The following is a 21231-nucleotide window of genomic DNA, read 5'->3' as shown; positions in this document are numbered from 1 at the left end:
GTCGCGGAAGCACGTCCGGAGCGCGGGAACGCGGAAGGGCGGCCACCCCGATGGGGTGACCGCCCTTCCTCACGCGCTTCTACTGGTTGTACGGACCGTAGTCGTAGTCCTCCAGCGGAACGGCCTGGCCGGAGCCCGTGCCGAACGGCGAGTAGTCGATGTCGTCGTAGCCGACGGCCGAGTACATCGCGGCCTTGGCCTCCTCGGTCGGCTCGACACGGATGTTGCGGTAGCGGGACAGGCCCGTACCGGCCGGGATGAGCTTACCGATGATGACGTTCTCCTTGAGACCGATCAGGGAGTCGGACTTGGCGTTGATCGCCGCGTCCGTGAGGACCCTGGTCGTCTCCTGGAAGGACGCCGCCGACAGCCACGACTCGGTCGCCAGCGAGGCCTTGGTGATACCCATCAGCTGCGGACGGCCGGAGGCGGGGTGACCGCCCTCGGTGACCACACGACGGTTCTCGGTCTCGAACTTCGACCGCTCGACCAGCTCGCCGGGCAGCAGCTCGGCGTCGCCGGACTCGATGATCGTCACACGGCGCAGCATCTGCCGGATGATGATCTCGATGTGCTTGTCGTGGATCGACACACCCTGCGAGTTGTAGACCTTCTGGACCTCGCCGACCAGGTGGACCTGGACCGCGCGCTGACCGAGGATCCGCAGCACGTCGTGCGGGTTGGTGGCACCCACGGTGAGCTTCTGGCCCACCTGGACGTGGTCGCCCTCGCCGACCAGAAGACGGGCACGCTTCGAGATCGGGAACGCCGTCTCGTCGCTGCCGTCGTCCGGGGTGACGACGATCTTCTTGGTCTTCTCGGTCTCCTCGATACGGACGCGGCCGGCCGCCTCCGAGATCGGGGCGACACCCTTGGGCGTACGAGCCTCGAAGAGCTCGACGACACGGGGCAGACCCTGGGTGATGTCGTCGCCGGCCACACCACCGGTGTGGAAGGTACGCATCGTCAGCTGCGTGCCGGGCTCACCGATGGACTGGGCGGCGATGATGCCGACCGCCTCACCGATGTCGACCAGCTTGCCGGTCGCGAGCGAACGGCCGTAGCAGTAGGCACAGGTGCCGACCGCGGACTCACAGGTCAGGACCGAGCGGGTCTTGACTTCCTCCACACCGGCCGCGACCAGCGCGTCGATGAGCACGTCACCGAGGTCGACGTTGGCAGGCGCGATGACCTTGCCGTCGACGACGACGTCCTCGGCGAGCATCCGGGCGTAGACGGAGGTCTCGACGTCCTCGGTCTTGCGCAGGGTGCCGTCGGCGCCACGCTCCGCGATCTTGAGCTTGAGGCCGCGGTCGGTGCCGCAGTCCTCCTCGCGGATGATGACGTCCTGCGAGACGTCGACCAGACGACGGGTGAGGTAACCCGAGTCGGCCGTACGCAGGGCGGTGTCCGCCAGACCCTTACGGGCACCGTGCGTGGAGATGAAGTACTCCAGCACGGACAGACCCTCGCGGAAGGACGCCTTGATCGGACGCGGGATGGTCTCGTTCTTGGCGTTGGACACCAGACCACGCATACCGGCGATCTGACGCATCTGCATCATGTTTCCACGAGCACCCGAGTTGACCATCATGAAGATGGGGTTGGTCTTCGGGAAGTTCTCGTTCATGGCCTCGGCAACCTCGTTGGTCGCCTTGGTCCAGATCGCGATGAGCTCCTGCGTGCGCTCGTCCTTGGTGATCAGACCGCGCTCGTACTGCTTCTGGACCTTCTCGTCCTGCTCCTCGTAACCCTTGACGATCGCCTTCTTCGCCTCGGGAACGACGACGTCGGAGATGGCCACGGTGACACCGGAACGGGTCGCCCAGTAGAAGCCGGCCGCCTTCAGGTTGTCGAGCGTCGCCGCCACGATGACCTTGGGGTAGCGCTCGGCGAGGTCGTTGACGATCTCGGAGAGCTGCTTCTTGCCCACCGAGTAGTCGACGAACGGGTAGTCCTCGGGCAGCAGCTCGTTGAAGAGCGCGCGGCCCAGGGTGGTGCGCAGACGGAACGAGTCCCCCTGCTGCCACTCGGGCTCGCCCTCCTCCCGCACCGGCGACGTCCAGCCGCGCGGCGGGATGGTGCCGACCGGGAAGCGGATGTCGATCTTCGCCTGGAGCGAGAGCTCCCGGGCGTCGAACGCCATGATCGCCTCGGCGGTGGAGCCGAAGGACCGGCCCTCACCGATGACCTTGCGCTCCTCCTCGTCCGTGGTCAGGAAGAAAAGGCCCAGCACCATGTCCTGCGTCGGCATGGTGACGGGACGGCCGTCGGCCGGCTTGAGGATGTTGTTCGAGGACAGCATCAGGATGCGGGCCTCGGCCTGCGCCTCCGCGGACAGCGGCAGGTGCACGGCCATCTGGTCACCGTCGAAGTCCGCGTTGAACGCGGTGCAGACGAGCGGGTGGATCTGGATGGCCTTGCCCTCGACCAGCTGCGGCTCGAAGGCCTGGATGCCGAGTCGGTGCAGCGTGGGCGCACGGTTCAGCAGCACCGGGTGCTCGGCGATGACCTCTTCGAGGACGTCGTACACCACGGTGCGGCCACGCTCGACCATGCGCTTGGCCGACTTGATGTTCTGCGCGTGGTTCAGGTCGACCAGGCGCTTCATCACGAACGGCTTGAAGAGCTCCAGCGCCATGGCCTTGGGCAGACCGCACTGGTGCAGCTTCAGCTGCGGGCCGACGACGATGACGGAACGCGCCGAGTAGTCGACTCGCTTACCGAGCAGGTTCTGACGGAAGCGGCCCTGCTTGCCCTTCAGCATGTCGCTGAGGGACTTCAGCGGACGGTTGCCGGGGCCCGTGACCGGGCGACCACGACGGCCGTTGTCGAAGAGGGCGTCGACCGCCTCCTGGAGCATCCGCTTCTCGTTGTTCACGATGATCTCGGGGGCACCGAGGTCGAGCAGACGCTTCAGACGGTTGTTGCGGTTGATCACGCGGCGGTACAGGTCGTTCAGGTCGGAGGTCGCGAAGCGGCCACCGTCGAGCTGCACCATCGGACGCAGGTCCGGCGGGATGACCGGCACGCAGTCGAGCACCATGCCCTTGGGGCTGTTGCTGGTCTGCAGGAACGCGGAGACGACCTTGAGGCGCTTGAGCGCACGGGTCTTCTTCTGGCCCTTGCCGGTGCGGATGATCTCGCGGAGACGCTCGGCCTCCTCGTCGAGGTCGAAGGACTCCAGGCGCTTCTGCAGCGCCGCGGCACCCATCGAGCCGTCGAAGTACGTGCCGAAACGGTCACGCAGCTCGCGGTAGAGCAGCTCGTCGCCCTCGAGGTCCTGGACCTTGAGGTTCTTGAAGCGGTTCCACACCTCGTCGAGACGGTCGATCTCGCGCTGGGCACGGTCGCGCAGCTGCTTCATCTCACGCTCGGCGCCCTCGCGCACCTTGCGGCGCACGTCGGCCTTGGCACCCTCGGCCTCGAGCTCGGCGAGGTCCGTCTCGAGCTTCTTGGCGCGGGCCTCGAGGTCGGCGTCGCGGCGGTTCTCGATCTGCTGGCGCTCGACGGAGACGTGGGCCTCCAGCGACGGCAGGTCGCGCGTGCGGCGCTCCTCGTCCACGAACGTGATCATGTAAGCGGCGAAGTAGATGACCTTCTCGAGGTCCTTCGGCGCCAGGTCCAGCAGGTAGCCAAGGCGCGACGGGACGCCCTTGAAGTACCAGATGTGGGTGACGGGAGCGGCAAGCTCGATGTGGCCCATCCGCTCACGGCGCACCTTGGCGCGCGTGACCTCGACGCCACAGCGCTCACAAATGATGCCCTTGAAGCGGACGCGCTTGTACTTGCCGCAGTAGCACTCCCAGTCCCGGGTCGGACCGAAGATCTTCTCGCAGAAGAGTCCGTCCTTCTCGGGCTTCAGGGTGCGGTAGTTGATGGTCTCGGGCTTCTTGACCTCGCCGTGGGACCAGGTCCGGATGTCGTCCGCGGTGGCCAGGCCGATCCGCAGCTCGTCGAAGAAGTTGACGTCGAGCACTGTGCGTCAATCCCTCTTTCGGGGTCGTGTCTCAATCATGGTCTGAGGGGGTCCGGGGCAGGGCCGGGACCTCACAGGGAGGTCCCGGCCAGACCCGTCAGACCTCTTCGACGCTGCTCGGCTCGCGCCGGGACAGGTCGATACCGAGCTCCTCCGCAGCGCGGAAGACGTCCTCGTCGGTGTCGCGCATCTCGATGGACATACCGTCCGAGGAGAGCACCTCCACGTTGAGGCAGAGCGACTGCATTTCCTTGATGAGCACCTTGAAGGACTCGGGAATGCCGGGCTCGGGGATGTTCTCGCCCTTGACGATGGCCTCGTAGACCTTCACGCGACCGGTCACGTCGTCGGACTTGATGGTCAGCAGCTCCTGGAGGGCGTAGGCCGCTCCGTATGCCTCGAGTGCCCACACCTCCATCTCTCCGAACCGCTGGCCACCGAACTGGGCCTTACCACCCAGCGGCTGCTGGGTGATCATCGAGTACGGACCGGTCGAACGGGCGTGCAGCTTGTCGTCGACCAGGTGGTGGAGCTTGAGGATGTACATGTACCCGACCGAGATCGGGTCCGGGAACGGCTCGCCGGAGCGGCCGTCGAACAGGTTGGCCTTGCCGGACGGCTGAACCATCCGGTTGCCGTCGCGGTTCGGGATCGTGGACTCGAAGAGGCCGGCGATCTCGTCCTCGCGCGCACCGTCGAAGACCGGCGTGGCGACGTTCGTGCCGGGCTGGACCTCGTCGGCGCCGATGGCCTGCAGACGCTGCATCCACTCCTCGCTGCCCTCGACCTTCCAGCCCTGGCTGGCGAGCCAGCCGAGGTGGATCTCGAGGACCTGTCCCGGGTTCATTCGGGACGGGACACCCAGCGGGTTGAGGATGATGTCGACCGGGGTGCCGTCCTCCAGGAACGGCATGTCCTCGATCGGCAGGATCTTCGAGATGACGCCCTTGTTGCCGTGACGGCCGGCGAGCTTGTCACCGTCGGTGATCTTGCGCTTCTGGGCCACGTAGACGCGGACCAGCTGGTTGACGCCCGGGGGAAGCTCGTCGCCCTCCTCGCGGTCGAAGACGCGCACACCGATGACCTTGCCGGTCTCGCCGTGCGGCACCTTCAGCGAGGTGTCACGGACCTCGCGCGCCTTCTCACCGAAGATCGCGCGGAGCAGGCGCTCCTCCGGGGTCAGCTCGGTCTCACCCTTGGGCGTGACCTTGCCGACCAGGATGTCGCCGGCGACGACCTCGGCACCGATACGGATGATGCCGCGCTCGTCGAGGTCCGCGAGGACCTCCTCGGAGACGTTCGGGATGTCCCGGGTGATCTCCTCGGGGCCGAGCTTGGTGTCACGGGCGTCGACCTCGTGCTCCTCGATGTGGATCGAGGAGAGGACGTCGTCCTGCACGAGGCGCTGCGACAGGATGATCGCGTCCTCGTAGTTGTGACCCTCCCACGGCATGAACGCCACGAGCAGGTTCTTGCCGAGCGCCATCTCACCGTTCTCGGTGGCGGGGCCGTCGGCGAGGACCTGGCCCTCGATGACGCGGTCGCCCTCGGAGACGATGACCTTCTGGTTCACCGAGGTGCCCTGGTTGGAGCGGGAGAACTTGGCGATGCGGTACGTGGTGTACGTGCCGTCGTCGTTGGTGACGGTGACGTAGTCGGCCGAGACCTCCTGGATGACACCGTCCTTCTCCGCCTTGATGACGTCGCCGGCGTCGGTGGCACAGCGGTACTCCATGCCGGTGCCGACGAGCGGGGCCTCCGCCTTGATGAGCGGAACGGCCTGGCGCATCATGTTCGCGCCCATGAGGGCACGGTTGGCGTCGTCGTGCTCGAGGAACGGGATCATGGCGGTCGCGACCGACACCATCTGGCGCGGCGAGACGTCCATGTAGTCGACCTCGGTCGGCGGGACGTAGTCGACCTCGCCGCCACGACGGCGGACCAGCACGCGGGCCTCGGTGAAGCGCAGCTCGTCGCTCAGGGTGGCGTTCGCCTGGGCGATGACGAAGCGGTCCTCCTCGTCGGCGGTCAGGTAGTCCACCTCGTCGGTGACCTGGCCGTCGGTGACCTTGCGGTACGGGGTCTCCACGAAACCGAACGCGTTGACCCGGCCGTAGGACGCGAGCGAGCCGATCAGACCGATGTTCGGGCCTTCAGGGGTCTCGATCGGGCACATGCGGCCGTAGTGCGACGGGTGCACGTCACGGACCTCGAAGCCGGCCCGCTCACGGGAGAGACCACCCGGGCCAAGAGCCGACAGACGGCGCTTGTGGGTGAGACCCGACAGCGGGTTGTTCTGGTCCATGAACTGCGACAGCTGGCTGGTGCCGAAGAACTCCTTGATGGAGGCGACGACCGGCCGGATGTTGATCAGCGTCTGCGGCGTGATCGCCTCGACGTCCTGGGTCGTCATGCGCTCGCGCACGACGCGCTCCATACGAGCCAGACCCGTGCGGACCTGGTTCTGGATGAGCTCGCCGACGTTGCGCAGACGACGGTTGCCGAAGTGGTCGATGTCGTCGGTCTCGACGACGATCTGGGTACCGGACTCGCCCACCGTCTCGGTCTCGCCGGCGTGCAGCTTGACCAGGTACTTGATGGTGGCGATGACGTCGTCCGTGGTGAGCACGCCGGCGTCCAGCGGCTCGTCCGCGCCGAGCTTCTTGTTCACCTTGTAGCGGCCGACCTTGGCGAGGTCGTAGCGCTTCGGGTTGAAGTAGAGGTTCTCGAGCAGCGTCTGAGCGGCCTCGCGCGTCGGGGGCTCGCCCGGACGCAGCTTGCGGTAGATGTCGAGCAGCGCGTCGTCCTGGCCCTGGGTGTGGTCCTTCTCCAGGGTGGCGCGCATCGACTCGTACTCGCCGAACTCCTCGAGGATCTGCTCGGTGGTCCAGCCGAGCGCCTTCAGGAGGACGGTGACGGACTGCTTGCGCTTGCGGTCGATGCGGACACCGACCATGTCGCGCTTGTCGATCTCCATCTCGAGCCAGGCACCCCGGGACGGGATGATCTTGGCCGTGAAGATGTCCTTGTCGGACGTCTTGTCGATGTTGGAGTCGAAGTAGACACCCGGCGAGCGGACCAGCTGCGACACGACGACACGCTCGGTGCCGTTGATGACGAAGGTGCCCTTGTTGGTCATGAGCGGGAAGTCGCCCATGAAGACCGTCTGGGACTTGATCTCGCCGGTCTCGTTGTTGGTGAACTCGGCGGTGACGAAGAGCGGGGCCGCGTACGTGAAGTCGCGCTCCTTGCACTCGTCGATCGAGTTCTTCGGGGGCTCGAAGCGGTGGTCGCGGAAGGTCAGCGACATCGACCCGGAGAAGTCCTCGATCGGGGAGATCTCCTCGAAGATCTCCTCCAGACCGGACTTGGTGGGGACGTCCTGTCCGCTTTCGAGAGCCGCCTCGACACGAGCCTTCCATGCGGCATTACCGAGCAGCCAGTCAAAGCTCTCGGTCTGCAGCGCAAGGAGGTTCGGAACCTCGAGGGGCTCCTTGATCTTTGCAAAGGAGATGCGCAGCGGGGCAGTGCTGGCGCCGTTGTTCGTATTCGCGGTCGAGGCGTTGCGCGAGGCGGCCAAGAGGGGGTCCTTCCGAGGGCTCGGACTCACTACGCGCGTACCGGTCCCATGCTGTGCACGGAGGGAGAAAGCCCAGCTAAGGGCTGTTCTTCATCCGATACTCAAACACGGGCATGCCCCTGGTGACGGGCAGAGGGCAGCTAACAGGCAGCGCAAAGGGTCAGTGTAGCCACTTGGCACACTGATGTCCAGTGCGGGTTTTCGAGACCCTCGAGACCCTCGTTTTTCTCATCTCCGCTGCGAACCCCATGCGCCGTGAGGCGCACATCGATACTGCCCGTTCGGTCGTCGATCCATGCCTCGGAACGTGGATCGTTGTGACGACGCGTCCTGAGAATTGCGCGCTGCGTGCAGTTCGTCAAGGCCCCCTGCCCTGAGCTGCTGCTCAGGGGTCCTCGTCCGCCGCCGTGAGGGGCGCACGGCGAAGATCACCATACTCCCCGCGGCGGGAAGATCAAGGCAGCCTCCGCCGGAACCCCGAAGGGCGACCACCCACTTGGGTGATCGCCCTTCAGCGTGTGCGCGTTACAGCGCGGGAGTCAGCAGACCCCGACGAGTCACTTGACCTCGACGGAGGCGCCGGCGGCCTTGAGGGACTCGGCAGCCTTGTCCGCGGCCTCCTTGGCGACCTTCTCGAGGACCGGCTTCGGGGTGCCGTCGACGAGGTCCTTGGCCTCCTTCAGGCCCAGGGAGGTCAGCTCACGCACGACCTTGATGACCTGGATCTTCTTCTCGCCGGCGCCGGTGAGGATGACGTCGAACTCGTCCTGCTCGGCAGCGGCCTCGGCCGGGGCGGCGGCGCCACCCTGGACGGCGACGGCGGCCGGGGCGGCGGCGGTGACGTCGAACTTCTCCTCGAAGGCCTTCACGAACTCGGAGAGCTCGATGAGGGTCATCTCCTCGAACTGCGCAAGCAGGTCGTCCTGGGACAGCTTCGCCATGATGGCGTCCTTCCACTCATTCGGCAGGTGCCGTGTGTACATGTGAGGCGGGCGTACGTTCGGCCCGCTGCGACCGTCGCCTCAGGCGGCGGTCAATGCGCGAGCCGAATTACTCGGCACCGCCCTGCTCGGCCTGCTTGACACGAAGCGCCTCCGCGGTGCGGACGAACTTCGAGGGAAGCGCCTGGAAGAGCGCGGCAGTCTGGGACTGCTTGCCCTTCATGGCGCCCGCCAGCTTGGCGAGCAGAACCTCGCGGGACTCGAGGTCCGCAAGCTTCTTGATCTCATCGGCGGACAGCGCCTTGCCATCAAGGACACCGCCCTTGATGATCAGGTTCGGGTTGTCCTTGGCGAAGTCACGAAGACCCTTCGCCGACACCACCGGGTCACCGGTGATGAAGGCAACCGCCGTCGGACCAGTGAACTGGTCGTCGAGCGAGGTGATCCCGGCCTCGTTGGCCGCAATCTTGGTCAGCGTGTTCTTCACCACGGCGTACTGGGCGTTCTCACCGAGCGAACGGCGCAGCTCCTTGAGCTGAGCCACGGTGAGACCCCGGTACTCGGTCAGCACGGCGGCGTTCGAGCTGCGGAACGACTCCGTCAGCTCGGCCACCGCGGCAGCCTTGTCGGGCCTTGCCATGAGCGTCGGCCTCCTTCCGGGTGATGAGGACCGCTCAGAAGGGGCCGAACAAAACGAAACGCCCCGGCGCAGGCGCACGGGGCTCAGCTCGACCGGAATCACTTCCGGGAACTCGCTTCCTCAAGGCACCTGCGCGGGTCGTCCGCAGCTGAGCGGATCCTTCGGCCACCGGACCCCCGAAGGAGGGCACGGCAACGACCAGCGGTCTTTGGCTTCCGGGGAAGACTACGCGAACGCATCGCCGCCAGGCAAATCCGCCCGTACGCCCCGCCCGGGGGCCCTGCCGGGCCCGCGGACACCCACACGCCCCCCGACGCACCGGCTCGAACCCCTGGCAGGCGCAGCGGACCCTTGCCGGCGGTCCCGGCCCCGCCGGCCGCACCGGACCGGGACCCCCAGCCGCCCCTGTTGCCCCAGCGCGCCAGGGGCCCTTCGGGCCCCTGGCACCGCTACCGGCGGACCGCCGGAGGGGGCACGCAGCGGGTCGCGGCGCGGCGGGCCGTCGACCGCACCGGGCTCGACGGCCTTCCGGGCCCTGTGGCGCACCGGTACCGGCCGCCCCACGGCAACTGACCGCACCGGGCCGTCGGCGCAGCGGGCTCATGGGCCGCACTGCGCTGGACGGGCTTTCGGCCCTGAAGCACCGGGACAAGGGCCTTCGGACCCGTGAGGCACCGGGCCCGGCGGACGGCCGGCACGGGGCCGCACCGGGCCGTCGGCGCGGTGAGCCGAGCCGCACAGGGGCCAGCGGATTTGGGACCCCTGGCACACCGGGGCGGGCCGCACAACGGACGAGTGGCCGCACCGGGCCAGCAGCGCGGTGGGCTCGTGGCCGCCTCCGCGCTCGACGGGCCTTCGGGCCCCGGACGCGCCGGCCCCGGTGGGCCGGCCGGCACGGGGCCGCAGCGGCCGACGACGCGGCGAGCCGGCGCCCGCGCCGGGCCGGGGGCCCTGCCGGCCCCCGTGCACGGGGGCGCAGCGGGGCCGGGGGGACGACGGAGCGGCCCCCGCGCCTCATCAGAGGTGCGAGGGCCGCTCGTACAGCACACGAGCCCGTCAGGGCCCTGACCGTCGGTCTCAGACCGCGGCCGGGTCCTCCTCGACGAGGAGGTTGCGGGTGCGGTTGGAGTCCAGCGGGATGCCGGGGCCCATCGTCGTGGTCAGGGTCGCCTTCTTGATGTAGCGGCCCTTCGCGGCGGACGGCTTCAGACGGAGGATCTCCTCCAGCGCGGCCGCGTAGTTCTCGACCAGCTTCGTCTCGTCGAAGGAGACCTTGCCGATGATGAAGTGCAGGTTCGAGTGCTTGTCGACGCGGAACTCGATCTTGCCGCCCTTGATCTCGGTGACGGCCTTGGCGACGTCCATCGTGACGGTGCCGGTCTTCGGGTTCGGCATCAGACCACGCGGACCGAGCACGCGGCCGAGGCGGCCGACCTTGCCCATGAGGTCCGGGGTGGCTACAACCGCGTCGAACTCGTTCAGGCGGTTGCCCTTGGAGATCTCGTCGATCAGTTCGTCGGAGCCGACGATGTCGGCGCCCGCGGCTTCCGCGGCCGCAGCACGGTCACCGGTCGCGAAGACCAGGACCCGGGCGGTCTTGCCGGTGCCGTGCGGAAGGTTGACGGTGCCACGGACCATCTGGTCGGCCTTACGCGGGTCAACGCCCAGACGGAAGGCGACCTCGACGGTGCCGTCGAACTTGGTGGCTGCGGTGTCCTTGGCGAGACGGACGGCCTCGAGCGGGGCGTAGTTGCGCTCCCGGTCGATCTTGGCGTCCGCAGCGCGGAGAGTCTTGCTGCGCTTCACTTCTGCTCCTGATGTGTTGAGCGTGGAGTCGTGGTGCGGGCCAGCGCTTGGTCCTACCACTGGGGCTGCGGCGTCTTCGATATCGGACGCCGCGAAGGGGCTGTCAGCCCTCGACCGTGATGCCCATGGAACGGGCGGTGCCGGCAATGATCTTCGACGCGGCGTCGAGGTCATTGGCGTTCAGGTCGGGGAGCTTCGTCGTGGCGATCTCGCGGACCTGGGCAGCCGTCAGCTTGGCGACCTTGGTCTTGTGCGGCTCGCCGGAGCCCTTGTCCACACCCGCGGCCTTGAGGATCAGCTTGGCGGCCGGCGGAGTCTTGGTGATGAAGGTGAAGGAACGGTCCTCGTAGACCGTGATCTCCACCGGCACGACCATGCCACGCTGCGACTCGGTCGCGGCGTTGTAGGCCTTGCAGAACTCCATGATGTTGACGCCGTGCTGACCCAGTGCGGGGCCGACCGGCGGAGCCGGGTTGGCCGCACCGGCCTGGATCTGGAGCTTGATGAGCCCCGTGACCTTCTTCTTCTTGGGAGGCATTGCTCTCTCCGGGTCCTAGTGAGAGTGTTCCGCCTGCCATCCGATCATCCGGATGCAGGCATACCGCACAACGATAACGGGTATCTATGCGCGGCCAAAAACCGAGCAGGTCAGACAACCTGCGAGAGGCGGTCTGACCTGTTCGGAAGCCTTGGGTCCAGAAGGAACTAGTTCTTCTGGATCTGGTCGAAGCTGAGCTCGACCGGGGTCTCGCGGCCGAAGATCTCGACGAGGCCCTTGACCTTCTTCGAGTCGGCGTTGATCTCGTTGATCGTGGCCTGCAGCGTCGCGAACGGGCCGTCGGTGACGGTGACCGAGTCGCCGACCTCGAAGTCCAGCACCTGGACCTCGACCTTGCGGGCCGGAGCCGGCTTGCCCTCGGCCTCGGCGGCCTCGCGGGCGGCCTTCTCCTCGGCCTCGGGGGCGAGCATCTTGACGATCTCGTCCAGGGTCAGCGGGTACGGGTCGTAGGCGTTGCCCACGAAGCCGGTGACGCCGGGGGTGTTGCGGACGACGCCCCAGGACTCGTTCGTCAGGTCCATCCGGACGAGCACGTAGCCGGGCAGCTTGTTCTGCCGGACGTTCTTGCGCTCGCCGTTCTTGATCTGGACGATCTCTTCCTCGGGGACCTCGGCCTGGTAGATGAACTCCTCGACGTTCAGCGAGACGGCGCGCTGTTCCAGGTTGGCCTTCACGCGCTTCTCGTAGCCCGCGTAGGTGTGGATCACGTACCACTCGCCCGGGAGGCCGCGGAGCTCGTCGCGGAGAGCGGCGATCGGGTCGACCGGCGCCGCCGGCTCCTCCTCGGCCCCTTCCTGCTCCTGCGCGTCGGCGTCCGCGGACTCGACAGCCTCGTCACCGGTCTCGTCGACGCTCTCGACGTGCGGTTCCTCGTCCTCGGCCGGCTCGTCGGCCACGGAGTCGGCAGATTCGGCCTGGACCGGCTCCACGGCGTCCGCCGTCTCGACGATGTCGAGCTCGTCCTCGGCGGACTCGAAGCTCTCGCCGGAACGGTCGGCGTCGTTCAGGTTCGGGTCAGACACGGTGGCTGCTTCTTCCTGGATACAGATGGGTGGAACATGCGAAAGGGGCGCCGGGTCCGGCGCCCTCCGCGGATCAGCCGAAGACGTACTTGACGGCTTCCTGGAAGCCGAAGTCGAGCGCGAGCACGATACCGATCATGATCACGACGAAGATGATCACCACTGTGGTGTACGTCGTCAGCTGACTACGAGTCGGCCAGACGACCTTGCGCAGCTCGGCGACGATCTGGCGGTAGAAGAGGCCGAGGCGACCGAGCGGGCCCTTCTTGCCGCGCTTGCCGCCCTTGCGGGCCTTCTTCTTCGACTCAGGGCTCTCGTCCTCGGCATCAGGCATGTCGATGGAGCCTACGGCGTCCGTCACGATCTCTCACCTGATTCCCGGGTCGTGGCCGTGCCGCGTCCGGATGAGCCGCACGGCTGTGCATAGAAATACCTGCATGCGCACACAGTCTGGCGCAGTGTGTAGCAGGGCCGGAGGGACTTGAACCCCCAACCGCTGGTTTTGGAGACCAGTGCTCTACCAATTGAGCTACGACCCTTTGTGGTTCCCCAACCTACCGCATCCGCCCGGATGCACTAAGTGCCCGGCTCGGACGTGGCTGGTGAGGGCCAACAGCCAGTGAGTGTACGTGTTCCCAGGCGCGGCGTCGAACACAAAGCCCCGCGGTCCGTTTCCGACCGGCCCGTGGTGCCACCGTTGACCGGTTCTGTCCGCTCCTCGAAACCTGTGTGCCGCCTCCGATTGCCGTCTGGGACCATGGGCCGCATGAGCCCTGCAACCCCTCCCACCGAGCGCCGGGTCTCCGCGCGCATCGGCGCGATCTCCGAGTCCGCGACCCTCGCCGTCGACGCCAAGGCCAAGGCCCTCAAGGCCGCCGGGCGTCCGGTGATCGGCTTCGGCGCCGGCGAACCCGACTTTCCCACCCCCGACTACATCGTCGAGGCCGCCGTCGAGGCCTGCCGCAACCCGAAGTACCACCGCTACACGCCGGCCGGCGGTCTGCCCGAGCTGAAGAAGGCCATCGCGGAGAAGACCCTCCGCGACTCCGGCTACGAGGTGGACCCGGCCCAGATCCTGGTGACCAACGGCGGCAAGCAGGCGATCTACGAGGCGTTCGCCGCCATCCTCGACCCGGGTGACGAGGTCATCGTCCCGGCGCCGTACTGGACCACCTACCCCGAGTCGATCCGGCTCGCGGGCGGCGTCCCCGTCGAGGTCGTGGCCGACGAGACCACGGGCTACCGCGTCTCCGTCGAGCAGCTGGAGGCGGCGCGCACGGAGAAGACCAAGGTCGTCCTCTTCGTCTCGCCGTCCAACCCGACCGGCGCCGTCTACAGCGAGGCCGACGCGCTCGCGATCGGCGAGTGGGCCGCCGAGCACGGCCTGTGGGTGATGACCGACGAGATCTACGAGCACCTCGTCTACGGCGACGCGAAGTTCACCTCGCTGCCCGCGCTCGTCCCGGCCCTGCGCGAGAAGTGCGTCGTGGTCAACGGTGTCGCCAAGACCTACGCGATGACCGGCTGGCGGGTGGGCTGGATCATCGGCCCGAAGGACGTCGTCAAGGCCGCGACGAACCTGCAGTCGCACGCCACGTCGAACGTCTCCAACGTGGCCCAGGTCGCGGCGCTGGCCGCCGTCTCCGGCAGCCTGGACGCGGTCGCCGAGATGCGCACCGCCTTCGACCGCCGGCGTCAGACGATCGTGCGGATGCTCAACGACATCGACGGCGTCGTGTGCCCGGAGCCGGAGGGCGCGTTCTACGCGTACCCGTCCGTGAAGGGGCTGCTGGGCAAGGAGATCCGCGGACAGCGTCCGCAGTCCTCCGTGGAGCTCGCCGCCCTGATCCTCGACGAGGTCGAGGTCGCGGTCGTCCCGGGCGAGGCCTTCGGCACGCCGGGCTACCTGCGCCTGTCCTACGCGCTCGGCGACGAGGACCTGGTCGAGGGCGTGTCCCGGATCCAGAAGCTGCTGGCCGAGGCCCGCGACTGATTCGGACCCCGTTCACGACGGGCCCCCGGCTCCGGCCGGGGGCCCGTTTGTGCGTTCGGGCAAGAACCCGATCGGGGAAAGGGCTGCCCCGGGCCGGTGCCGTTTGGCAGGATCACTCAATGGAGCGCGAACGAGACGTCAGCCTGCTGCCGAAAGCCCATCTGCACCTGCACTTCACCGGGTCGATGCGGCCCGCCACCCTGCTGGAGCTCGCCGACAAACACGGTGTGCACCTCCCCGAGGCGCTCACCGGAGGCGAGCCCCCGAAGCTGCGCGCCACGGACGAGCGCGGCTGGTTCCGCTTCCAGCGGCTGTACGACATGGCCCGCTCCTGCCTGCGCGACCCCGAGGACATCCAGCGGCTGGTGCGCGAGGCGGCCGAGGAGGACATCAGGGACGGCTCGGGCTGGCTGGAGATCCAGGTCGACCCGACCTCGTACGCACCACGGCTCGGCGGGCTGATCCCGGCGCTGGAGATCATCCTCGACGCGGTGGACACCGCTTCGCGGGAGACGGGGCTCGGCATGCGCGTCCTGGTCGCGGCGAACCGCATGAAGCATCCGCTGGACGCCCGGACCCTCGCCCGCCTCGCGGTGCGCTACGCGGACCGGGGCATCGTCGGTTTCGGGCTGTCCAACGACGAACGGCGGGGCATGGCCCGCGACTTCGACCGTGCGTTCGCCATCGCACGCGAGGGCGGGCTGCTGGCGGCACCGCACGGCGGCGAGCTGACCGGCCCCGCGTCCGTACGGGACTGCCTGGACGATCTGCGCGCCTCCCGCATCGGGCACGGCGTCCGGGCGGCGGAGGACCCGCGTCTGCTCCGCAAGCTCGCCGAGAAGGGCATCACCTGTGAGGTGTGCCCCGCGTCGAACGTGGCGCTCGGTGTGTACGAGAAGCCGGAGGACGTGCCGCTGCGGACCCTGTACCAGGCCGGTGTCCCGATGGCGCTCGGCGCCGACGACCCGCTGCTGTTCGGCTCCCGGCTGGCGGCCCAGTACGAGCTGGCCCGTCGGCACCACGGCTTCACGGACGCGGAGCTCGCGGACCTGGCCCGCCAGTCCGTGCGGGGTTCCGCGGCGCCCGAGGACATCAAGGAGAAGCTGCTCGCCGGGGTCGACGACTGGCTGGCCGGCCCAGCGGCCTGAAGGCCCCGGTCAGCGCGGGCCGTCGGCTGCCGAGATCCCGCGCAGCAGGGTGCGCGCGAGGGCGGACGCGAAGTCGTCGAGGGGCTGCGGCGGCTTGCGGTCCGGAGCCATCTCGTAGGCGAAGGCGCGTTGTGCACAGGCGCCCAGCAGCAGCGACGCGGCGGCGTGGGTGTCGGCGCCGGGGCTGATGCGGCCGGCCTGCTGTTCGGTGCGCAGATAGGCGTCGAGGTCGGTCGTCGGGGCGGTCCTGAAGCCCGTCTACGACGATCTGCGGGTCATGGAGGCCGAGCTGGCGCGCAGCGCGACCGACTGGACCGCCGTACGGCCGCCGAAGCTGGTGAACACGCCGCTGACCGGCGAGTACCGCACGGCCGTCGGCGGAAATCCGCGCAGCGCGCGGGCGATCGGCCGAGCCGACGTCGCGCACGCCATGCTGGCCATGACCCATGACCCGGCGAGCCTCAAGCAGGGCGTCGGCGTCGCGTACTGAAGGCTCTTCGCCGACGGCGCTACAGGCTGACGCCGACGGTCACCGGCTCGTTGACCAGCGTCACGCCGAACGCGTCGCGCACCCCGGCCACGACCTCGCGGGCCAGGGCCAGCAGGTCCTCGGTGGTGGCCTCGCCGCGGTTGGTGAGCGCCAGGGTGTGCTTGGTCGAGATCCGGGCCGGCCCGGAGCCGTAGCCCTTGGTGAAGCCGGCCTTGTCGATCAGCCAGGCGGCCGAGGTCTTGGTGCGTCCATCGCCCGAGGGGTAGGCGGGCGGGGCGACCCCGTCGCCGAGCCGGTCGCGCACCCGCGTGAGGAAGGTCTCGTACTCGGCCGCAGTGAGGATCGGGTTGGTGAAGAAGGACCCGGCGGACCAGGTGTCGTGGTCGTCGGCGTCCAGGACCATGCCCTTGCCCGCGCGCAGGCGGAGCACGGTCTCGCGGGCGGCCGCGACCGGGACGCGCTCGCCCACCTCGATCCCGAGGGCACGGGCGGTCTCGGCGTACTTCACGGGCGCGGACAGCCCGCCCGCGTCCTCCAGGTCGAAGCGGACGCGGAGCACGACATAACGCTCCGGATCCTGCTTGAAACGGCTGTGCCGGTAGGCGAAGCCGCAGTCGACGTTCGGCAGGACGACCGTTTCGCCGCTGCGGCGGTCGTACGCGACGACCTCCGTGATCGTCGAGGCGACCTCCTGGCCGTAGGCGCCGACGTTCTGGATCGGGGTCGCCCCCGCGGAGCCGGGGATGCCGGCGAGGCACTCGACGCCGCCGAGACCGGCTTCGACGGTGCGGGCGACGGCGTCGGTCCAGGTCTCCCCGGCAGCCAGCTCCAGGCCGGTCCCGTTCAGTTCGAAACCGCGGGTCGCGATACGCAGCGCGGTGCCGTCGAAGCCCTTGTCGCCGATGACCAGGTTGCTGCCGCCGCCGATGATCAGCAGCGGCGTGCCGGCCTCGTCCGCCTCGCGCACGGCGGCGACCACCTCGTCGTCGGTGGTGGCCACCACGAGGCGGGTCGCGGGGCCGCCGAGCCGGAAGGTCGTCAGGGGGGCGAGGGGGGCGTCGTGAAGTTCCTGCACGGGGACAAGGGTACGGTCCGTGGCCCCGCCGCTCGGGCGGGGCCACGGACCGTGAGCGGCCGGGCGGGTCGGACCACGTTGCGGTTGCGCTTGCGGTTGCACGTGTAAGGGGCGCCCCTCCCTGGAAAGCGCGCCCCTTACCTCATGCCGTCCGCCATGCCCGTCAGGCGAGCCGGACCACCGCGCGGGACATGCCCAGCACCTTCTGGTCGGCGCTGGTCACGACAAGGTCCACGCGGACCCGGTTGTCGTCCAGCTTCGCCGCGACCTTGGCGCTGACCTCGATCAGTGCGCCCTTGTCGTCGTTCGGGACGACCACGGGCCTGGTGAAGCGCACCCCGTACTCGACGACCGCGCCCGGGTCGCCGGCCCAGTCGGTCACGACACGGGCCGCCTCCGCCATGGTGAACATGCCGTGGGCGATCACGTCCGGAAGCCCGACCTCGGTGGCGAACTTCTCGTTCCAGTGGATCGGATTGAAGTCGCCGGACGCGCCCGCGTACCGCACGAGCGTGGCCCGGGTCACGGGGAAGCTCTGCGCCGGCAGTTCGGTGCCCACCTCGACGTCCGCGTAAGAGATCTTCGCTGCCATCACGCCTCCTCGGCGGCGCGCGCCACCAGCTTCGTCCACGCGGTCACGACGAGTTCACCGGTCTCGTCGTGCACGTCGCCGCGGACGTCCAGGATGTCGTTGCCCGCGAGCGACTTGATCGCCTCGATCGTCGAGGTGACCGTCAGCCGGTCCCCCGCCCGCAGCGGCCGCCGGTAGGCGAACTTCTGGTCGCCATGCACCACGCGGCTGTAGTCCAGCCCCAACTGAGGGTCGTGGACGACCTGCTCGGCGGCCTTGAAGGTGATCGTGAACGCAAAGGTCAAAGGAGCGATCACATCGGAGTGACCGAGCGCACGGGCCGCCTCCCGGTCGGTGTAGGCGGGATTATCGTCCCCCACCGCCTCGGCGAACTCGCGGATCTTCTCCCGGCCCACCTCGTACGGCGCGGTGGGCGGATAGGTCCGACCCACGAACGACTGGTCGAGCGCCATGGACTGGCTCCCTCCTGATATTGATCACAACGTGAATGCCCGCGGGCGCACGGTCGACTGCCCACGACAAACGACACGAGGCCGCCCCCAAAGGGGACGGCCTCGTATACGAGCCTGTTTCAGCGAGTTTCGCGGTGCGCCGTGTGCGAGTTGCAGCGCGGGCAGTGCTTCTTCATCTCAAGACGGTCCGGGTTGTTACGCCGGTTCTTCTTGGTGATGTAGTTCCGCTCCTTGCACTCCACGCAGGCCAGCGTGATCTTCGGGCGGACGTCGGTGGCAGCCACGTGAGTGCTCCTTGGACGGACGATGGACGGATGGGGCACCACCCATGCCACAAGGCCATGGGGGCACATAAGAGAGTAGCCGACCGGAGGACCGACCCCACAATCGGCTACTGTGTGTAGCGGTGACCGGACTTGAACCGGTGACACAGCGATTATGAGCCGCTTGCTCTACCGACTGAGCTACACCGCTGCGATGTCGGTTTCCCTCGCCCGAAGGCGAGGATCACCTACATCAGAGCCCCAATACGGAATCGAACCGTAGACCTTCTCCTTACCATGGAGACGCTCTGCCGACTGAGCTATTGGGGCGAGCGATGAAGACATTACACGGTCCGCCGCCGTTCGCCCAAATCCGTTTCCGCGCGCCCGGCCGCCCCCTTCCGGCCCGTGCGCACAGCACGCTTCCCGCGTCGTCCCTCGTCCATCACCCCGGCAGGACGCGCACGTCACACGCCTGTCACCCCACCCGTACCAGAAGCCCCTCACCCGTCCCGCGCGTCACACGCGACCGCACCGGTACGACTATTGCCCTCCTCCTCGAAGCGCACCGCGCGCGCCCCTAGGCTCGACAGCACGCTGTGTGATCCCTCCGGCTCCCACACCACGGCTCCACACCGCCCGGGCAGTGTGCGAACGCCGCCCGAGTCCGAACGCCCCACTCAGGAGCGCGATGCCCGACAGCCAGCCGCACCCCCCTGACGGCGCCACCGCGGACTCCACCGCGCTGCTGCTCTGCGGTGCGAGGCTCACGGACGGCCGCACGGTCGACGTACGGCTCAGCGGCGGTCGGATCGAGGCGGTCGGCACTGCGGGCTCCCTCCCGTCGCACTCGTCCCGCGTGGACCTGACGGGCTTCCTGCTGCTGCCCGCCCCCGCGGAACCGCACCTCCACGGCGACACGGCGCTCAGCGCCGAGACCCCGGGGCCCGTCTCCTACGACACGCACGACGTCCAACGGCGCGCAACCGAAGCCGCGCTGCTGCAACTGGGCCACGGGGCGACGGCACTGCGCTCGCACGTGCGGATCGGCGACGTACAGGGCCTCGGTCCGCTCGAGGCGGTCCTCGAGAGCCGCCGCTCGCTGGGCGGGCTCGCCGACCTGACCGCCGTCGCCGTGCCCAGGCTGCTGACGGGCGTGGCAGGCGCGGACGGGCTGGCCGTCCTCCGGGACGCGCTGAAGATGGGCGCGGGCGTGGTGGGCGGCTGCCCCGACGCGGATCCCGACCCGACCGGGTACGTGGAGGCGGTCCTCGACCTCGCCTCCGAGTACGGGTGCCCCGTCGACCTCCACACCCATGGGGACGACCCGGCGCGGCTGGCACGGCTCGCCGCCATGGCGGGCGGACTGCGGCCCGGCGTGACCGTCGGCCCGTGTGCCGGTCTCGCCCGGCTGCCCAGGGACATCGCCTCCCGGACGGCGGACCAGCTCGCGGCGGCGGGCGTCGCCGTCGTCTCCCTGCCCCAGGGCGGCTGCGCCGGCGTGGAGCAGCGCGGCAACGCACCGGTACGGCTGCTGCGGGCGGCAGGCGTGCGGGTCGCGGCGGGCAGTGGGGCGCTGCGGGACGTGTGCAATCCGGTGGGACGCGGGGATCCGCTGGAGGCCGCGTACCTCCTGTCGTCGCAGGCCGGCATGCGGCCCTCGGACGCGTACGGCTGCGTGGCCGGCACCGCCCGCGCGGTGATGGGGCTGCCGGAGGTACGGGTCGAGGCCGGCTTCCCCGCGGAGCTGCTCGCGGTCCGGGGGGAGGCGATCTCGGGCGTGCTGTCGCTCGGGTACAGCCGGATCGTCATCCACCGGGGGCGGGTGGTGGCCCGGACGAGCGCGGTGCGCGAGTACTGCGACTCGGCGGCGACGGCCGCGTTCGAACTGCCGCGCCAGGGGCGGCCGGGCCCAGGCCCGTGACGTCCGGGCGGAAGCGGCCCGGCGGTCGGAATTGCCGTCCCTGCGCGCGGCCGGGGCTTCGGACGTAACGTCGTAGGCATGCGCATTGTCATCGCTGGAGGACACGGTCAGATCGCGCTCCGTCTGGAGCGGCTGCTCTCGGCGGCCGGACACGAGGTCGCGGGCGTCATCCGCAATCCGAAGCACGGCGACGACCTGCGGGCAGCGGGCGCCGAACCGGTGCTCCTGGATCTGGAATCCGCCTCCGTGGAAGAGGTCGCGACCGTGCTGCACGGCGCGGATGCCGCGGTGTTCGCCGCGGGAGCGGGCCCGGGCAGCGGCGCCGAGCGCAAGGACACGGTGGACCGCGCCGCGGCGGTGCTCTTCGCCGACGCGGCCGAACGGGCGGGCGTACGGCGGTGCATCGTCGTCTCCTCGATGGGCGCCGACGCCGAACACAAGGGCGACGACGTCTTCGACGCCTACCTGCGGGCGAAGGGCGCGGCCGACGACTACGTGCGGTCCCGCACCGGCCTGGAGTGGACGATCCTGCGGCCCGGCGCCCTCACCGACGACGCGGGCAACGGCCAGGTCCGGCTGGAGGTCTCGACCGGGCGCGGCCCCGTGCCGCGGGACGACGTGGCGGCGGTGCTCGCGGAGATGGTGGAGACACCGGCCACGGCGGGGCTGACGCTGGAGCTGATCAGCGGTTCGACGCCGGTCACCGTCGCGGTGAAGGACATCGCCGGGAACTGAAGCCGCCGGCGGCAGCACCCCGTTCGACATGC

At 68.9% G+C, this 21231-nt stretch carries 16 protein-coding genes, 3 tRNA genes and 2 pseudogenes; 5 read left to right on the top strand and 16 right to left on the bottom strand.

The genetic code is table 11. The features are described 5' to 3' along the window. Positions 1–79 precede the first annotated feature (79 nt). From OGH68_RS21705 to OGH68_RS21665, 9 genes are all read right to left on the bottom strand, one after another. Positions 80–3979, bottom strand: coding sequence for a DNA-directed RNA polymerase subunit beta' (locus OGH68_RS21705; protein ID WP_264246454.1), 3900 nt, complete (start codon positions 3977–3979; stop codon positions 80–82). Positions 3980–4076: 97 nt separating this feature from the next. After that, complete coding sequence (rpoB, locus tag OGH68_RS21700; RefSeq protein WP_264246452.1) at positions 4077–7559, bottom strand: DNA-directed RNA polymerase subunit beta; 3483 nt, start codon at positions 7557–7559, stop codon at positions 4077–4079. A 557-nt stretch (positions 7560–8116) separates the two neighbouring features. Continuing rightward, entirely contained in the window at positions 8117–8500 is a 384-nt protein-coding gene (gene rplL / locus OGH68_RS21695; RefSeq protein WP_264246451.1) for a 50S ribosomal protein L7/L12, read from the bottom strand. Between the two features lie 109 nt (positions 8501–8609). After that, positions 8610–9140 (bottom strand): 50S ribosomal protein L10, encoded by a 531-nt coding sequence (gene rplJ, locus OGH68_RS21690; RefSeq protein ID WP_264246449.1) that lies wholly within the window; start codon positions 9138–9140, stop codon positions 8610–8612. A 1077-nt stretch (positions 9141–10217) separates the two neighbouring features. Continuing rightward, positions 10218–10946: a 50S ribosomal protein L1 gene (gene rplA / locus OGH68_RS21685; RefSeq protein WP_100108591.1), complete on the bottom strand. Its 729-nt coding sequence runs from the start codon at positions 10944–10946 to the stop codon at positions 10218–10220. 103 nt (positions 10947–11049) lie between these two features. Beyond that, positions 11050–11484, bottom strand: coding sequence for a 50S ribosomal protein L11 (rplK, locus tag OGH68_RS21680; RefSeq protein ID WP_005313632.1), 435 nt, complete (start codon positions 11482–11484; stop codon positions 11050–11052). Between the two features lie 167 nt (positions 11485–11651). Next, positions 11652–12527, bottom strand: coding sequence for a transcription termination/antitermination protein NusG (nusG, locus tag OGH68_RS21675; protein ID WP_264246447.1), 876 nt, complete (start codon positions 12525–12527; stop codon positions 11652–11654). 73 nt (positions 12528–12600) lie between these two features. Then, on the bottom strand, positions 12601–12888 hold the full coding sequence (gene secE / locus OGH68_RS21670) for a preprotein translocase subunit SecE (RefSeq protein WP_264246445.1): 288 nt from the start codon (positions 12886–12888) through the stop codon (positions 12601–12603). A 105-nt stretch (positions 12889–12993) separates the two neighbouring features. Continuing rightward, positions 12994–13066: transfer RNA gene (locus OGH68_RS21665), tRNA-Trp, on the bottom strand. A 227-nt stretch (positions 13067–13293) separates the two neighbouring features. On the opposite strand from OGH68_RS21665, the gene OGH68_RS21660 reads away from it, so the two are divergent. Together OGH68_RS21660 and OGH68_RS21655 are read left to right on the top strand one after the other, a co-directional pair. After that, positions 13294–14520, top strand: a complete 1227-nt coding sequence (locus tag OGH68_RS21660; RefSeq protein ID WP_264246442.1) for a pyridoxal phosphate-dependent aminotransferase — start codon at positions 13294–13296, stop codon at positions 14518–14520. 119 nt (positions 14521–14639) lie between these two features. Beyond that, entirely contained in the window at positions 14640–15668 is a 1029-nt protein-coding gene (locus OGH68_RS21655; protein ID WP_264246440.1) for an adenosine deaminase, read from the top strand. Positions 15669–15677: 9 nt separating this feature from the next. On the opposite strand, the pseudogene OGH68_RS21650 reads toward OGH68_RS21655, so the two are convergent. Next, positions 15678–15908, bottom strand: a pseudogene (locus OGH68_RS21650) (TetR/AcrR family transcriptional regulator); the annotation flags it as partial. On the opposite strand from OGH68_RS21650, the pseudogene OGH68_RS21645 reads away from it, so the two are divergent. After that, positions 15898–16158, top strand: a pseudogene (locus tag OGH68_RS21645) (NAD(P)H-binding protein); the annotation flags it as partial. The pseudogenes OGH68_RS21650 and OGH68_RS21645 overlap by 11 nt on opposite strands. Before the next feature lie 19 nt (positions 16159–16177). Here OGH68_RS21645 and OGH68_RS21640 read toward each other — a convergent pair. From OGH68_RS21640 to OGH68_RS21615, 6 genes are all read right to left on the bottom strand, one after another. After that, positions 16178–17233, bottom strand: a complete 1056-nt coding sequence (locus OGH68_RS21640; RefSeq protein ID WP_264246437.1) for a UDP-N-acetylmuramate dehydrogenase — start codon at positions 17231–17233, stop codon at positions 16178–16180. Between the two features lie 163 nt (positions 17234–17396). Next, entirely contained in the window at positions 17397–17825 is a 429-nt protein-coding gene (locus tag OGH68_RS21635) for a MaoC family dehydratase (protein WP_264246436.1), read from the bottom strand. Beyond that, positions 17825–18277 carry a MaoC family dehydratase N-terminal domain-containing protein gene (locus tag OGH68_RS21630; RefSeq protein ID WP_264246434.1) on the bottom strand — a complete coding sequence of 151 codons (453 nt, stop codon included), beginning with the start codon at positions 18275–18277 and terminating at the stop codon, positions 17825–17827. The genes OGH68_RS21635 and OGH68_RS21630 overlap by 1 nt, the downstream gene beginning before the upstream one ends. 119 nt (positions 18278–18396) lie before the next feature. Next, positions 18397–18561 (bottom strand): 50S ribosomal protein L33, encoded by a 165-nt coding sequence (gene rpmG, locus OGH68_RS21625; RefSeq protein ID WP_003956487.1) that lies wholly within the window; start codon positions 18559–18561, stop codon positions 18397–18399. A 117-nt stretch (positions 18562–18678) separates the two neighbouring features. After that, a tRNA-Met gene (locus OGH68_RS21620) sits at positions 18679–18751 on the bottom strand. 46 nt (positions 18752–18797) lie between these two features. After that, positions 18798–18870: transfer RNA gene (locus tag OGH68_RS21615), tRNA-Thr, on the bottom strand. A 361-nt stretch (positions 18871–19231) separates the two neighbouring features. Between OGH68_RS21615 and OGH68_RS21610 the strand changes: the two genes are divergently transcribed. After that, the gene (locus tag OGH68_RS21610) at positions 19232–20464 is read left to right on the top strand and encodes an amidohydrolase family protein (RefSeq protein WP_264246431.1); all 1233 of its coding nucleotides are present in this window, start codon (positions 19232–19234) and stop codon (positions 20462–20464) included. Between the two features lie 78 nt (positions 20465–20542). Further along, positions 20543–21199 carry an NAD(P)H-binding protein gene (locus OGH68_RS21605; RefSeq protein ID WP_264246429.1) on the top strand — a complete coding sequence of 219 codons (657 nt, stop codon included), beginning with the start codon at positions 20543–20545 and terminating at the stop codon, positions 21197–21199. Positions 21200–21231 lie beyond the last annotated feature (32 nt).

Origin of the sequence: Streptomyces peucetius (assembly GCF_025854275.1) — a bacterium.
Classification (GTDB): domain Bacteria; phylum Actinomycetota; class Actinomycetes; order Streptomycetales; family Streptomycetaceae; genus Streptomyces; species Streptomyces peucetius_A.
Note: the sequence above shows the minus strand (reverse complement) of the source record. Positions and strands in the feature narration are given on the sequence as shown.